At 58.4% G+C, this 15252-nt stretch carries 14 protein-coding genes; 4 read left to right on the plus strand and 10 right to left on the minus strand.

Annotated elements, in window-relative coordinates; all coding sequences use genetic code 11:
• Nucleotides 1-113: 113 nt before the first annotated feature.
• Complete coding sequence (locus tag IEW66_RS02185; RefSeq protein ID WP_229657519.1) at nucleotides 114-1301, plus strand: aminotransferase-like domain-containing protein; 1188 nt, start codon at nucleotides 114-116, stop codon at nucleotides 1299-1301.
• Here IEW66_RS02185 and IEW66_RS02190 read toward each other — a convergent pair.
• Nucleotides 1288-1854, minus strand: coding sequence for a hypothetical protein (locus tag IEW66_RS02190; protein WP_188679920.1), 567 nt, complete (start codon nucleotides 1852-1854; stop codon nucleotides 1288-1290). The two genes, IEW66_RS02185 and IEW66_RS02190, sit on opposite strands and share 14 nt — an antisense overlap.
• 85 nt (nucleotides 1855-1939) lie before the next feature.
• Here IEW66_RS02190 and IEW66_RS02195 point away from each other — a divergent pair, with 85 nt between their 5' ends.
• Nucleotides 1940-2266, plus strand: coding sequence for a cupin domain-containing protein (locus tag IEW66_RS02195; RefSeq protein ID WP_075057662.1), 327 nt, complete (start codon nucleotides 1940-1942; stop codon nucleotides 2264-2266).
• 21 nt (nucleotides 2267-2287) lie between these two features.
• Here the strand turns inward: IEW66_RS02195 and IEW66_RS02200 are convergent, their stop codons facing one another.
• From IEW66_RS02200 to IEW66_RS02225, 6 genes are all read right to left on the minus strand, one after another.
• On the minus strand, nucleotides 2288-2791 hold the full coding sequence (locus IEW66_RS02200; protein WP_229657441.1) for an OsmC family protein: 504 nt from the start codon (nucleotides 2789-2791) through the stop codon (nucleotides 2288-2290).
• The gene (locus IEW66_RS02205; protein ID WP_229657442.1) at nucleotides 2788-3435 is read right to left on the minus strand and encodes a cyclase family protein; all 648 of its coding nucleotides are present in this window, start codon (nucleotides 3433-3435) and stop codon (nucleotides 2788-2790) included. The genes IEW66_RS02200 and IEW66_RS02205 overlap by 4 nt, the downstream gene beginning before the upstream one ends.
• A 170-nt stretch (nucleotides 3436-3605) precedes the next feature.
• On the minus strand, nucleotides 3606-4910 hold the full coding sequence (locus IEW66_RS02210; protein WP_188679924.1) for an MFS transporter: 1305 nt from the start codon (nucleotides 4908-4910) through the stop codon (nucleotides 3606-3608).
• 361 nt (nucleotides 4911-5271) lie between these two features.
• Complete coding sequence (gene coaA / locus IEW66_RS02215; protein WP_229657443.1) at nucleotides 5272-6222, minus strand: type I pantothenate kinase; 951 nt, start codon at nucleotides 6220-6222, stop codon at nucleotides 5272-5274.
• Nucleotides 6223-6376: 154 nt separating this feature from the next.
• Entirely contained in the window at nucleotides 6377-7912 is a 1536-nt protein-coding gene (locus IEW66_RS02220) for a thiamine pyrophosphate-binding protein (RefSeq protein ID WP_188679928.1), read from the minus strand.
• The gene (locus IEW66_RS02225) at nucleotides 7913-8842 is read right to left on the minus strand and encodes a 2-hydroxyacid dehydrogenase (protein ID WP_188679930.1); all 930 of its coding nucleotides are present in this window, start codon (nucleotides 8840-8842) and stop codon (nucleotides 7913-7915) included. It abuts the gene before it with no gap.
• Between the two features lie 96 nt (nucleotides 8843-8938).
• Here IEW66_RS02225 and IEW66_RS02230 point away from each other — a divergent pair, with 96 nt between their 5' ends.
• Together IEW66_RS02230 and IEW66_RS02235 are read left to right on the plus strand one after the other, a co-directional pair.
• Nucleotides 8939-10603 (plus strand): oxidoreductase, encoded by a 1665-nt coding sequence (locus IEW66_RS02230; RefSeq protein WP_188679932.1) that lies wholly within the window; start codon nucleotides 8939-8941, stop codon nucleotides 10601-10603.
• A gap of 144 nt (nucleotides 10604-10747) precedes the next feature.
• A complete protein-coding gene (locus IEW66_RS02235; protein WP_188679934.1) occupies nucleotides 10748-11611 on the plus strand; it encodes a DNA adenine methylase in 864 nt (287 codons plus the stop codon).
• Between the two features lie 197 nt (nucleotides 11612-11808).
• Here IEW66_RS02235 and IEW66_RS02240 read toward each other — a convergent pair whose 3' ends face one another.
• The 3 genes from IEW66_RS02240 to ilvD form a co-directional block, all read right to left on the minus strand.
• Nucleotides 11809-12549, minus strand: a complete 741-nt coding sequence (locus IEW66_RS02240; protein WP_188679936.1) for an RNA 2'-phosphotransferase — start codon at nucleotides 12547-12549, stop codon at nucleotides 11809-11811.
• Nucleotides 12524-13411, minus strand: a complete 888-nt coding sequence (locus IEW66_RS02245; protein ID WP_229657444.1) for a ribose-phosphate diphosphokinase — start codon at nucleotides 13409-13411, stop codon at nucleotides 12524-12526. The genes IEW66_RS02240 and IEW66_RS02245 overlap by 26 nt, the downstream gene beginning before the upstream one ends.
• Nucleotides 13412-13498: 87 nt before the next feature.
• Entirely contained in the window at nucleotides 13499-15169 is a 1671-nt protein-coding gene (ilvD, locus tag IEW66_RS02250; RefSeq protein WP_188679938.1) for a dihydroxy-acid dehydratase, read from the minus strand.
• Nucleotides 15170-15252 lie beyond the last annotated feature (83 nt).

A 15252-nucleotide genomic window follows, 5' to 3' on the forward strand; every position in this document is an offset into this window, starting at 1 on the left:
CCCATCGCTGTGAGTATATTAATGAAACGCATTAACAGATGCCTGAGGGTAAGTACGCCCATGGGAAAGGTTAAGGAAGGGCAGGGGATTCGTTACCGATAGTTTTGCAGAGGATGGGTAGCACGGAATATGTTTCAAGGGCGACCAACGAGGATCTGGAAAGGATACTTGCCTATGCGGGCAGGCCAGGCATGATCAGCCTTGCAGGCGGCCTTCCTGACCCTTCAGTGTTCCCCAGGGAGGAGCTGTCCGAGATAGCGGGCATGGTAATTGGTGAGATGGGGCAGGACGCACTGCAGTACTCTGCCGCCATGGGTGTGCCAAAGCTCAGGGAGAGGATCTCAAGGTACATGGAAGAAGAGCTCGGCATCGGTGGCCAGGGCCCGGATTCTGTCCTTGTCACCACCGGTTCCCAGGAGTCCCTCTTCTCCATCTCCATGTCTCTCCTCAGGGAAGGCGACGCGGTCTTCACAGAGAACCCCACTTACTTCGTTGCCTACACGGTCTTCAGGGAGTTCGGTGCCAGGGTAAGGCCGTCGCCCATGGAGGAGGACGGGATTGACACACACTCGCTGGAGGCTGCGGTGAGGTCTGAGGAACCAGGCAGGAGGAAGTTCATTTATGTCATGCCGGTTGCCCAGAACCCAACAGGCGCAAGCATGGGCGAGGAGAAGAAGAGGCACATCCTGGAGATCGCCTCCCAGTATGACTTGATGGTAATAGAGGACGACCCATACGGCCTCATCAACTACTCAGGTGCAAGGCCAAGGCCACTCAAGTCCATGGACGGGGAGGGCAGGGTCATATACCTGTCAACTTTCTCAAAGGTGCTGGCGCCCGGCCTCAGGATAGGGTGGGCTGCCGGAGACCCGGGGCTGCTATCCAGCGTCTCGAGGGTCAAGCAGCTCATAGACCTGAACACGAACACGCTCTCCCAGTACATATGCTCCGAGGCCCTTGAGAGGCGCCTGATACAGAGGAACATAGGGAGGGTAGTCGAGGCCTACAGGAGGAAGAGGGACTGGATGGACCAGGCCCTGAGGTCCGAGTTTGGGGACAGGGTCTCATACGTCCTCCCTGACAGCGGGATGTTCATATTCGCCCGCTTTCAGGGCGTGGATACAAGGAAGATGGTCATGAGGGCCGTTGAGAGCGGCGTCCTCTACCTCCCGGGAGACAGCACATTCGTATCAGACCCGGACTACAGCACAGCCAGGCTGAACTTCTCATACCCAGGCAGGGAAGAAATCTCTGAGGGCATCAGGAGGCTCGGCCGTGTGTTCCGGCCTAGTTCTCCCTGAGGAGCCCCCTCCTGTAGTCCATGGCCATGATGGCACTCTTGAGCCTTATCACTCCTGCCGAGAAGACTATCCTCTTCTCCTCCCTCTTGGGCACAAGGCCAACGTAGCCACCCTCAACCCGTGCCAGGGTGCCGGTGGAGAACCTCGACCCGGAGATCTCCACAGTGTCATCCCAGCCATCGTTCCGGCCCAGGGCGGGTACAGCGCTCTCCCCCTCAAACACAACGGGTACCCTGGAAGCCATCCCCTGCTTCACGGAGCCGAGGCAGACAATGGCTGAGTAACCCCTGGCCTCAGCCAGGGACGCAACGGACTCGTCCACAACGTATGCATCCGGAAAACCACGGACTACCAGGATGTCCCCACTCTGCGACCTCAGGCACTCAACAACGGAGGAAATGGACGGTGAGACCGGAGCGCACACGGTGCACCTCCCGGAAACGTTCACATCAGGCACACTGGTGCGCATGGAGATGATCCTCACAGAGCTGTCAGCCATGAACAGGTCTGAGGGAGATACAAGGCGGAGGGTCCTGAGAAGGGGGTCTTCCATCGTGTATGTATCGCTGTAGGAGTAATTAGTATTGTGAATGATTTTTACTAAACACCCCTTATTAACGATGCCGGCATGCACATGCATGCAGTCTGGCAGCTGGAAGGAAGCGGAGAGGGTCGAGATGTTTCCCGGCGTGACCAGGAGGGTGTTCTACGGTGAAAGATCGATGCTGACCATGATAGACCTGAAGAAGGGAGCGGAGGTGCCAGCACACAGGCACGAGAGTGAGCAGATAACATGGGTCATGTCCGGGAGCCTGGAGATGACCGTTGGCGGGAAGACCAGGATCCTGTCGGCCGGTGACGTGATCGTGATACCTGGGTCAGTGGAGCACTCGGCCAGGGCGCTCGAGGACACTGTGGACATAGAGGTGTTCAGCCCGGTCAGGCAGGAATGGATAAAGAAGTGAGATGGCCGGCAGCGCAGGCGGTCAGTCCTGCCTGATCACGGTCTCTATGGGGTGGCTTATGGCGTAAACGGCCGGGCACCTACCCCTCGATATCTCTATCAGGTCACCCAGTTCCCTGTCTGCATGCACGTGGAGTTCCAGCCTCTTTATTATAGGTGCCTCTTCCCCGGACACCACCGGGGCAAGGTCGTAGAACAGCTTCCCGGTGACCCTGAGCTCCCCAAGCTTCAGGCCCCTGAGGGCGCACTGGATCGCAAGGGTGGAGGCGTAGCACGACATTACTCCGAAGAGGAGGTAGCTGAGGGGCGTTGTGTGGACTCCCCTGCCACCCAGGGCCGAAGGCTCATCTGCGGAGTAAGTGAAAGACGAGTAATCGGACTGAAGCGTGGCGGTGAACATCGGGCTGCCCCTGAGGTTGAAGGTGCCCTCTATCGTCTTCTCAACCGGGAAGTGCCCGCCGTTCTCCTGTGCCCTCTCGGCTGTCCTCCTCACCTTATCCAGGTCTATGTTGTTGACCTCGCTCACCACTCCACCTCCATGGCTATCACCCTGGCCATCGAACCGCTTGCTCCCCTGAGCTTGAGGGGCAGCGCCACCACCGTGTACTCCCTGCCGGCCTCCAGGGCATCGAGGTTGGCCATGTCCTCTATTATGACAACGCCCGCGGAGAGCAGCCTCTTGTGCACCTCAAAGCCATGGTGGCTGTAGGGCTCTATTCCCAGCGTGTCTATGCCAACCATTCCGACCTCCTGCGACAGCAGGAAGTCCGCAGCGTCCTCTGAGAGGCCTGGAAAACCGTACAGGAACTCCTTGGTGAAGGCCCTTCTCCTACTCCAGCCAGTGTCTATAAGGATAGCGCTTCCCCTGAACCTCCTGTCCCACACCCTTTCCAGGTCCGCCCTGCTTATCTCCTCTCCCCTCACACCAGGCCTTATGCAGAACCCTCTTGAGACAAGGCGCTCCACGGGAATCGCGTCCACCGTGGCCCCGCCGTCAATGAAGTGGTAGGGCGCGTCTATGTGTGTGCCTGTGTGCGTCATCGCGCTGATCCTCTCTATGGCATAGCCGTCCCTGCTTGTTATGCCCACCGGCTCAATGACAGGGAGAGGGTTGGTTGGCCACACGGGCATGTGTGTGCTTACCTCCGCAGTCAGGTCGTGGATCCTCACGCACAACCATGGAGAATGGCTTAAAAAACCCACGTATCTGCAACGGACACACCCCGCGCGGTTCCAGGTAAAGGTGTGGGGGCCTGGCGCTCCATGTGCGATGCCCTGTGAAAGCCCCCTGCACAAGCAGCCCATGGAGTCCATGTTCCGCACGGCGCTTCAGGGCACGGTCACCACGTGATCGCATCCTCTCCTCCCCTCTTCCAGGTCTCCTTGGACAGGGCAGTCCCTACCAGCATGACCGCGCCCGCTATCAGCAGCCACATAGTCCAGGCCGTGAAAAGGCTCTTCACCAGGACGGAGGTGTAGAGAACTATGGATATCGCGAACCCTGCCATCACACCACCCCCGTTGTAAGCGAACCCCACGCCCGTGGCCCTGTACTTCTTGCTGAACGTCTCTGACAGGAATGCGGGAAGGGTGGAGAACACCATGGCCTCGAAGAAGGCCTGGACGCTGAACATGGCAAGGTCAAGGGAAGGCGTGCCGTGGAAGGCGAAGAATGCCGTGGGGTAAACTGTAACAGTGAAGGTGAGGCCGTAGACAAGCATGGCCACCCTCCTACCTGGGACCATGAGGGCGATTAAGCCACCCAGCCAGACACCGAACAGAGAGACAAGGTTGATGTAAGCACTGTAGGTGCCGACCAGTGAGCCGCTGATCCCTGGGTGGAGTATGGAGAGGAGCGATGGGTAGAAGGTGAAGGTGGCAGCATTTATGAAGAGCAGTCCAGATGTTAGCACAAGGGAGAAGGCCAGTGGGGCCCAACCCCTGGTGAACAGTGCGGAAACTGGCTCCTTCTCGATCTCCTGCCTCTCCTTCATATCCGAGAATACTCCGCTCTCCCTAGCCGCGGCCCTGATCGCAAGCGTAAGGAGGCCCGGCACAGCGGTGGTGAAGAACAGGATCCTCCAGCCCATAGCGGTGAAGCCAGCTTGGCCATAGTGGGTGGAGAGTGCGGCATAGACAAACGACACTATGAAGAACCCGGTGCCGTACCCGCTCTGCACGAATGCGCCAACGGGCCCTCTGATCCTGGCGGGCACACTCTCCATGGACAGTGCCGTGCCACCCCCGTACTCGGCGCCAGCGAACAGTCCCTCAGCGAAGAGCAGGATGTAGAGGAGCAGGGGCGCCAGGAAGCCTGCTGTGGAGTATGTTGGGAGCAGGCCCTTTGCCGCGGAAAAGAGGGAGAAGCCAAGTATGGTGAGCGTCAGCATGCTCTTCCTGCCAACCCTGTCACCCAGGAAGTTGCCCAGGATAACGGCTCCCACGGGCCTTGCAACCTCCTCCGAGGCCAGGCCGCCGAAGGTGGCTATGAGCCCGAAGAAACCTATCCTGGAAGGAAAGAAGAGTGAGGAGAGGGTAACGGCTGCGAGTGCATAGGCGATCGTGGTGTACCCGTCCATCAGCCAGCCAGCATAGGCGGATATCACCTGCACCCAGCCCTCCCTGCTCGCGCCGGTTCCCTGCATGCTTGTCCGAAGGCTAGCCGGGTGCATCAATCTTCAGATCGCTGAAGTGCGACACAGCCCACTTGAAGGGTCCGGTACCAGGTATGGGCCCCGGGGGCCTGGAGACGGTATGCAGTCCGGTGCGCATGGTATCACGGGTGCAGCCGGAAAGGGTTCCTCAGGGAACGATCAGGAACACCATGTGACCTGGCGCTGTCATCAGCGGGTGGCGGCAAGGCGAGCGCCTTACCCAGGAAGGCGTGGCCCAGCAGCATGCACCCGGAAGCCAGATAGCGACCAGCCTCCACGTGCCAAACAATATCGAACTACAGTACAGGTGCACCCAGGCAGGACGGGCCGAAAACACATTTAGCCCCGGGGGTCATATCTTCCTCATCAGCACGGACCTGACCCTGTGGTCCTGGCCCTTCACCACTATGAGGTCCGCATGCCATTTCGTCTTCTCTATGTTCTCCCTGAGGTTGGGCCCGTTGATGGCATCCCAGACCTGCGAAGCGACCACCTCAGCCTCCTCCGGGGAAAGGGAGGCGTATTTCCTGAAATACGACTCAGGCCTCCTCAACGCAGTCTCCCTGAGTATCTGGAACCTCTCTATGTACCACCTGCGTATATGCTCCTCCCTGGCATCAAGGTATATTGAGAGGTCAAGGAAATCAGAGACATACAGGTTCTTCATGTTGGCGACCTGGCCATCCCCCTTGGTCTGGAGCACGTTCAGCCCCTCGAGGATCACGATGTCAGGCTCATCGATCACCTGCCTCTCCCCGGGCACTATGTCATACTTCAGGTGGGAGTATGTCGGTATCTCGAGGTGCCTTGCCCCAGACTTGAGTGAGTATAGGAATTTGATCAGTGCAGGCAGGTCATAGCTTTCAGGAAACCCCTTCCTATCCATCAGGCCCCTCTCCTCCAGGACGCTGTTGGGGTAGAGGAAGGCATCAGTGGACACGACATATACCCTGGGATAGTCGGACCAGGAGGACATGAGCGTCCTCAGCATCCTCGCCGTGGTGCTCTTGCCCACCGCCACGCTGCCGGCAAGGCCAATGATGTATGGCACCTCCAGGTCCCTGCGCCTGAGGAAGGTGTTCCTGGCCCTGAACAGCTCCACCGTTGCCCTCCTGTGCAGCCTTATGAGGCTGGCCAGTGGGAGGTAGACATCCCTCACCTCCTCGGGGTCAAGGGTCTCATTCAGTCCCCTGATTTCAGCAAGCTCTTCCTCTGTGACCTCCAGGTTGTTGTAGTCGCTGAGCTTCGCCCATTCCTCCCTCGTGAGCTCAAGGTACGGGCTCAGGCTGCCTAGCAGTGCCATTTGCATATCCAGCAGAACCTCGCATTAAAACATTCCCCTGCCATTGTACCCGGGCCCCCTTCAACAAAGGTGGCTGTGCATGGTATCGCATTGAGGGCCATTAGAGGGCCATGCCACCGCCAGATTGCTGGAGTATGGCCAATCCTTGCAGGGGCTAGAGGAAGAGCTTCTTTATGCCTGCGCCCTCCTCGTACACACCGATGCAGGGCCCCTCTGTCCTGGACAGTTCCACAACGTCATGCCTCTCCTCCAAATCCATGCTTGGTATGCCGTAGCTCTTCGCCACCCCGTGTATGTCTAGGTCGAACTTCAGGTATTCCTTCCCGGCGGCGTCCTCGTAGTAGCTGCTGGCGAAGCTACGCAGTATGCCATAGGAGTGGTTGTTCAGCACGACCACCTTGACGTCAGCGCCGTATTTCTTGGCCGTCCAGAGGGTCTGTACTGTGTACATGAGGGATCCGTCACCTATCACCAGGAGCGATGGCCTCCCGGCCAGGGCCATGCCTGTGGCTGCAGGCAGGCCCCACCCCAGCTGGCCTGACCTGGCCGTGAAGTACATGCCGGAGCGGTACCCGAAAGTGCTCCTGAGCACAGGGGACGAGGAGATCGCCTCATCAACCACAGGCCTGTCCCTAAATACTTCTGCGGCCAGGGAGAGGATGTACCCGCTCTCCCTCTTCCTCTTCATTATTGCAAGCCTGGTGTTGTCCCGTACCCTCTCCCTGTGCACCCTCTCTCCCTTCCTCTTCACCAGAGTGGAGAGGTAGAGGGCTGACGCGTCGGGGTTGCCGTACACCTGCAGGCTGTGCCTGCCGGTGGGTGAGTAGCCTATGTAGACGACCCTCTTGCCTGGTAGGAGGCCTATGGGGGTGTAGGGGTACAGGGTCAGGTCTGCGCCTACAAGTATCACAAGGTCATGGGGCAGCAGGCTCATGTTTATCAGTGCTGCCGCTGGCTGCAGGTCAGAGTCAACGCAGTCCCTGGACCTGCACGGTGACCTGGAGGCCAGTGGCTCTGCGAACACCGGGCACCCGATGGCATCTGCAAGCGCCTCAACCCCTCCAAAGTGGCCGTATATGTCGTTCTCGTACCCGGCCACAATGCACGGTGACCTCGCTCCGTCGATCATTTCAGCAACTTCCTGCAGGCCCTCCCTGTCCACGGCCATGTTTCCAGGGAGCACGAACGGCCCTGCAGGCTCCCCAGCATCCTTGTCCATGAAGTCCATGGGAACGGAGAGGAAAACCGGGCCGTAGTGCGGTGTGAAGGCCCTTGAAAGTGCAGTCCTCAGGGCGAGAGGTATGTCGTGCGGGTCCCTGAGCTCGTAGGCGTACTTGACTGATGAGTGCACCATGCCTGTAAGGTCATGGTAGAGGAGCGGCTCGAGCACTGTGTGCCTGGTGTCCTGCTGCCCTGCCATTATGACCAGGGGGGAACCGTTTGCCCTGGCCGTGTTTATGAAAGCCATGGAGTTGCCGAGGCCAGGCATCGTGTGGAGGCTGGCCACCCTGGGCCTGCCGTCGGCAAGGTACATGCCCTCGGCCACACCCACCGCTATGGAATCGTGGAGGCACAGGATGTAGTCATCTATGTCCCTGAGGGCAGGTATCTCTGTAGTCCCGGGGTTTCCTGCGATGGGGAGCAGGCCCAGGTTCTTCAGGCTCTCCGAGAGGTTCCTGTGTCCTATCATCTAGAGCACCCTGTAATGCGGCTCAAGCCCCTGGACGTAGCGCAGGACGTTTGCCACGGTCTCCTGGAGGAACCTCATCTGGCTCTCCACAGTCACTCCGGCGATGTGCGGTGAGAGTATGGCGTTCTCGAGCTCCGTCAGCCCGGAACCCGGAACTATGGGCTCGACGGAGAACACGTCAAGGCCAAGCCTCAAACCCTTCTCCCTGGCCACCCTCACGAGCGCACCCTCGTCCACAACCTCTCCCCTGGATGTGTTTATGAGGATGGCGCCGTCCTTCATCATTCTGAGGCGCCTCTCATCCAGGAGGCCCCTCGTCTTATCTGTCAGTGGCACGTGCAGGGAAACGATGTCGCTCTCCCTGAGCAGGTCGTCCAGTCCCACGTAGGTAACGCCGAGGCGCTCCTCCTCTTCCTCCGGGAGCCTTATCACGTCATAGTAGAGGATGCGCACCTCAAAAGCGATGAGCCTCTCGGCCAGCCTCCTGCCTATGGCTCCCATGCCCACTATGCCGAACGTCTTTCCCATGAGGTCCCTGGAGGACGTGAGCATTGGCCACCTGCCCGCATGCATCTCTGAATTCAGGAACACAAGGTCCTTGAGGTGCGCCAGTGCCATCGCGATCACGTGCTCTGCCACGCTCTCCTTGTTCGCAACCGGTATGTTGCACAGCATTATGCCCCTCTCCCTCACGCTTTCGAGATCGACGTTGTCGTAACCAGTGGATGCGACCTGTATGAACCTCAGCTCCGGCATCCTCGAGAGCAGCGACCTGTCAACCCTGGTGAATGTAGTTACGATCAGAACCTCTGCCCTGTCGCTATCGAAGTCGGCGTCAGTCCTTAAGTGGAAGTCCTGGAACACCTGCCTTGACTGTTCCTCCACCTGGTTAAGCGGTATGAAGGGCGGCAAGATAGCCAGAATCCGCATACACTGTAATGCATACTGTTCGATATAAGTTTACCACGGCCCCTCCTCCTGACTGGCCTGCATTACCTCTTTATCTACCCTGAAAATTAACCCACCATGCGTGCGTCAGAGCCTGGCTACATTGGCAGCGTCAGGATCAGGAACAGGATAGTCATGGCACCGATGATATCGAACCTGGCCACCCCGGAGGGCATAACCACGGAGGCCCACATGGCATACCTTGAGGCAAGGGCCAGGGGCGGGGCAGGCCTCATAATAACGGAGTACACTTACATAAACGATGCAAATGCCAGGGGCTCTCCAAACCAGCTTGCCGCGTACTCCTACGAGAGGGTCCCCAAGCTGAGGAGGCTGACCGAGAGGATACACAGGCACGGCGCCAAGGCCTTCATGCAGATTGTGCATGCTGGCGGCAAGGCCAATGCCGACATCAACAGGAAGGAGAACTTCGCACCCACCGCAATGGAGTACCTGGGCAGGCAGGTGAGGGAAATGACCACATCCGAGGTGGAGGAGGTTAGGGAGCAGTTCATCAGGGCGGCGAAGATAGCCCATGCGGCCAGGTTTGACGGCATAGAGCTCCACGGCGCCCACGGGTACCTGCTGCACGAGTTCATATCCCCTGCGACGAACAGGAGGACGGACAGGTACGGGGGTAGCTTCGAGAACAGGCTCAGGCTCCCGCAGGAAATCGTGGATGCGCTGAAGTCAGAGCTGGACATACCTGTGGGCATAAGGATAAGCGTCCTTGAGTATGAGGAGGACGGTTACAGCGCAGAGTACGGGGTGAAGGTGGCAGATTCGCTGAGGGGCATCGACTACGTGCACCTATCCTCCGGCAGGAACGCACCACCGGGCTCTTCCGCATCATTCTACAGTGACACGCTCCACATCCTCCGCATGATAGGCAGAAGGCCAAGGGTAACCACTGTGGCAGTCGGGTCAATAGTTGACGCGGCTGGCGTGGAGGAGGCGCTGAAGACCGTGGACTTCGTGGCAGTTGGCAGGGGACACCTTGCAGACCCGTACTTTGCCTACAAGGTGCTGAACGAACCACAGTCTCTGAGGCCATGCATAAGGTGCAACCAGGCATGCAGGGACCTATCCTTGGGTGAGGTCAGGTGCACCGTGAACCCCGAGACAGGATTCGAGGCATCTTATGAGCGCATGCCCAGGTACAGTGGGGACCTGGTGGTTGCCGGCGGCGGGGTTAAGGGCATGGAGGCAGCCCTATACGCATCCAAGCTCGGACTCAGGGTCACACTGTACGAGAGGGCAGGCCAGCTCGGTGGCCAGCTCCTCCACATATTTGACGAGCGCAAGAAGAGGGAGTTCTCAAGGCTCCTGGACTACTACAGGTATGCGCTGGAAAAGGCCGGGGTACAAGTTGTCCTGGGGGAGGAGTTCAGGGGAAAAGATGCCCTGCTGTGCACCCCGGAAGTGACATACAGCGAGGTCAAGCCCGTGGGTGGGGAGCTCAGAATCGACTCTAACATATACATGTACCACGACGCTGCCCTGAGGTATGCTGGGGAGGCAGAGGTAACGATGACAGAGCGCTCCCTGTCATCTCTGGACAGGGCAAGGGCTATGGGCTTCAGGAAGGCCGCAGAGGCCAGAGGGGTCAGGTTCGTTAGATCACTTGAGGACCCCACAGTTAGGCTCATCGTGAGGGAACAGTACGACCTTAGGGCCGCAATGGTGTCAGGGAGGAAGGCCGTGGACGACATGCTTGCCCTGGAGGGAAACCTATACCTCTGACCTGCGCAAAGGTAAAGTGGGCTGTGCCCCCCAGGGAAAAACCTGCCATTTTCCATCCAGCACAGCTCGGTTTTGAAAGACGTGATTGCCGCATGGATCACGGTGGAAAAAAAGAATTTAAGGCCACAGGTATACGTGGGGCCGATGTATCCACCGGCGGCCCACGGACCCGTCCCAGGGAGGGCCAGGCCCGTTGTGAAATGGGCCGGCGGCAAGAGGCAGATAATTGAGGACCTTGTTTCCCTGGTGCCCGGGAGATTTGAGACCTATTACGAGCCCTTTTTTGGCGGCGGGGCCTTGCTGATCGAACTGCACAACCGTGGAAAGCTCAAGAGAGCGGTCATATCCGACATAAACAGCGATCTAATGGACCTTTACAGGATCATCAAGCACAGGCCGGAGGAACTCATCCAAGAGCTGTCAGGGCTGAGGTTCAGTAACAGCAGGGAGGACTACTACCTCGCAAGGGAGAGGTACAACTCAATTGGGGGGAGCACTGCCGAAAAGGCCGCCCTCTTCATTTACCTGAACCGCCACTGTTACAACGGCCTGTACAGGGTCAACTCCAGGGGGGCGTTCAACGTGCCCTTCGGGAGGTACCGGAGTCCATCCATGCCCGGTGAGGATGAAATATACCTGCTCTCCGAGGTGCTCAGGTCCGCCGAAATCCTTAGCGTGGACTTCGAGGAGGCCTTGAAGGGTGCGCGAAATGGCGACTTCGTGTACCTCGATCCACCTTACATGCCTGTGAGCCCATCCTCCAGCTTCACAGACTACAGTTCTGCCGGATTCAGCATGGACGACCAGGTGAGGCTGTGCAAGGCGTTCAGGGACCTGGACAGGCGTGGCGTACTGGTGATGGAGAGCAACTCGGGAAGCGAGCTAATCGAGGCACTCTACTCCGGGTTCGAAATAACTAGGTTAAGGGCCAGGAGGAACATCAACTCTGTCCCATACAGAAGGGGGCCTGTGGAGGAGCTCGTCATCAGGAACTACAGGGCTGAATGAACACCCCCACGGGAACTGTGCAGGGGCAGGCCAGGCCCAGTTAAGAGCGGCCCGAGACATCCCGCAGAAATGGGGGTGCGGCAGGGTTAGATTTCCTTAAGTGTAGCGGAGGACACACTTGAGAGCAGCACTAAATGCAGGCATCCATATATCAACCCAGATGGTGCATGACTATGGGCGGTACAAAAAGAGCTTACTCACTGGCTGCTGTCCCTGTGCACCTTCCTCTCCCTCCTTGTCTTGACCTCCTCTATCTCCCTCATCTCCTCCTCCGTCAGCGAGACCTCTTCCCTCTCCACCTCAACAACGAACCGGGGCGAGATCTCACCGGTCAGGTAGACGTCGCTGGTCGCCCTCCTTATGTCCAGGCCAGCCTCCAGCATGGCGGCGGCGTCTATCCCGATCACCCTCGGGTTGTCCACATGGTAGAGGCCCGCAACGTACGCCTTCCTGTATGTGGAGGACAGGTGCACCCAGGTCTTGTCCGAAGGGCTTATGCCTGTCTCAGGTATGAACTCCATCTCCTCATCGGTCGTCTGGTAATACAGTATTCCCGGTATCCCGTCACTGGGAAAGTCATCTATCTTTATGGGTATTGTGTGCCCGTAGGTTGCCCTTATCTCCTTCCTGTCGTTTACCTGGTACCTCTCCTTCGGATCGGTCTTTGCCAGCGCTTCTATGTGGTAGGGCGATATCCACCCGAACTGCCTCTTCTGTGCCTTTATTGCAGGCACGATGGTGTATATGCGTGCCCAGCCATGTTCGTTTAGGCGTATGCCGTACCTGTCAGGGAAGTGCCGGAGCATCCCGGCGAGTATCCTCCCAACAGCCTCGATCTCCCTGTCGTTCATCAGCAGCTTTCCGGCCGACCCGCACTCCGGGCACGCATCTCCCCTGAAAGGGCCGTGCCTCTCACAGTTTCTCAGGTATGCGGCCATCCATGTACACCTCCATGGCGCTGGCCAGTTCAGGTGCGATATCTATCTTGCTGAAGATCCCCTCTATGGTGTTCGTCACAGCAACCTCGTCAACAACCTCCTGGATCTTGGATACGGAGTTGTTGGCAAAGACGCCGTGCACCGCTGTAACGTAAACTGAGGATGCCCCCATATCCCTTAGCAGGGAGGCGGCCTTTGCTATGGTGCCGCCGGTGGATATTATGTCGTCAACCAGCAGGACACGCTTGCCCTTGACATCGACATTGGGCACCTCCATGGATACGGTCCTCGAATCTATCCTCTTCTTGTTAATGGCGAAGAAATCGCATTCCAGGCCCTTCGCAAGCATCTCTGCCCTGTGGAGCCCGCCATCGTCAGGTGAAACAACCAGGTCCACACCCTTCCTGCTGTAGTAGGCGGACATGCTCTCGTAGACGCTGACGTTCATGAATGGCCTCTTCGAATACTTCAGTGTCATCTCATCGTGTATCTCCACAGTTATTATCCTGTCCGCGAACTCGCCTATGGTCAGCGTCATGACCTTCGAGGACACCGCCTCGCCCCTCTTGTATACCATGTGCTGCCTTGCGTATCCGAAGTAGGGCACGACCGCAATGACCCTAGATGCACCGTTCTCACGGCATGCATCCAGGGTGAGGAGCAGTTCGAGGTAGGCATCGTCCCTGTTCGTGTTTCCGAGCACGAAGGCCTCCCTGCCGGCAACATCGCTCAGAACCCTTACGTACATTTCACCGTCTGGAAACCGCTTCCTCTCCACTTCAGCGACCTGTGCGCCCAGGACGTCAGAAACAGACCTTGCCAGGGACGGCGAAGAGGAACACGGCACTACAATTTTTTCCACGCTTCTTAATTAAGAGGTATGTTAAATACCTTCCCACGCCCCGGCAACCAGCGCAGGGCGTGGAAATAATGCTCTCGGCGTGCATCCTCAGATCTCGGGTATGAGCACGGCACCCATGGACGCTGACGTGACCATGGACGCGTACTGCGCCAGCAGCCCGGTTGGGTGCTTGGGGGCAGGCCTCTTCCACTCCTTCCTCCTCCTCTCCATTTCACCCTCGTCCACAAGCATATCGATCCTGCCTTCCTCCGCATCTATGACGACCTCGTCACCGTCCCTGAGGAGCGCTATGGGGCCCCCGACGAACGCTTCAGGTGCCACATGGCCCACCATCATCCCCCTCGTTGCGCCTGAGAACCTGCCGTCAGTAACGAGCGCAACTGTGTCACCGAGGCCCTGGCCCACTATTGCCGCTGTGACGTCCAGCATCTCCCTCATCCCTGGCCCTCCCTTGGGGCCCTCGTACCTTATCACCACGACATCCCCGCTCTCTATCTTCCTCTCCATCACTGCCCTGAAGGCCTCGTCTTCAGAATCGAAGACCCTTGCCCTCCCCCTGTGCCTCGTTATGCTGGAGGCCGCCACCTTTACGACCGCACCCTCGGGTGCAAGTGTACCCTTGAGTATCTTTATGCCACCGCTCGGGTACCTGGGCCTGGAGAAGTCTACGATGATCCTTTCAACACCTGCCCTTGGCCTGACGTCTCTGAGGTTCTCTTTCACCGTCTTGCCTGTAACCGTGAGGGCATCGCCGTCGATGAATCCCCTGTCGAGGAGCTTCTTCATCAGCACCGGGACGCCACCCACCTGATCGAAGTCCGCCATTGCAAACTCCCCTCCAGGCTTCATGTTCACGATCTCCGGGACCTTTCTCCCGATCTCCTCGAAGTCGTCCAGTGTGAGGTTCACCCCGGCCTCGTACGCGATGGCTATCAGGTGCAGCACGGCGTTTGTGGACCCTCCCGACGCCATGAGCATGGCTATTGCGTTCCTGAAGGCTTCGTATTTCAGGATATCTCTGGCCCTGATCCCGTTCTCTATAAGGGGCATGATGGCCTTTCCCGTCTCATATGCGAAGCTGCCCTTGGCACCAACAACAGCCGGGGGCGATGCACTCCCTGGCAGTGCCAGGCCCAGTGACTCGGTCATCATGGCCATGGTGTTGGCCGTGTACAGGCCGCCACAGGAGCCGGCGGTGGGCACAGCCAGCATCTCCATCGCCTGCAGCTCCTCCTTGCTTATCTTTCCGGAACTGTAGGCGCCCACAGCCTCGTAGACGTCTCCTACAGCGATCTCCCTCCCGTTGTAGTAACCGGGCATCGTCGTGCCCGCGTACATTATTATGGATGGCAGGTTCAGGCGGCCCATGGCCATCATCATGCCGGGCCCAGTTTTGTCGCAGCCAGATATGCAGGCCACGGCATCGTAACCGTGTGCATTGACCGTCATCTCTACAGTGTCTGCGATGATCTCCCTGCTCACAAGCGAGTACTTCATGCCCTCATAGCCCATGGCTATGCCGTCTATCACCAGGGGTGTGGCGAACATCCTGGGTGTGCCGCCGGCCTCCTGGACACCCTGCTTCAGCCTGTTGCCCAGGCCGAGGGTGTGTATGTTGCACGGCCCGGCCTCATTCCAGGCCACAGCAACGCCCACAAAGGGGCTCTCTATATCCCTGTCTGTCAGGCCCATGGCCCTCAGGAATGCCCTGTTGGGCGACTTCTCAACGCCTCCGTAAACCTGCCTGGAGCGCAGCATGATCGTTGTAAGGTGTGCATCCGTGATAAATTTTGTCACTGCTCCCCCGGTACAGAGTGTGCATTACTGTATTAACTGGCCCG

Source organism: Thermogymnomonas acidicola (genome assembly GCF_014646795.1).
GTDB classification, from domain to species: Archaea; Thermoplasmatota; Thermoplasmata; order Thermoplasmatales; family Thermoplasmataceae; genus Thermogymnomonas; species Thermogymnomonas acidicola.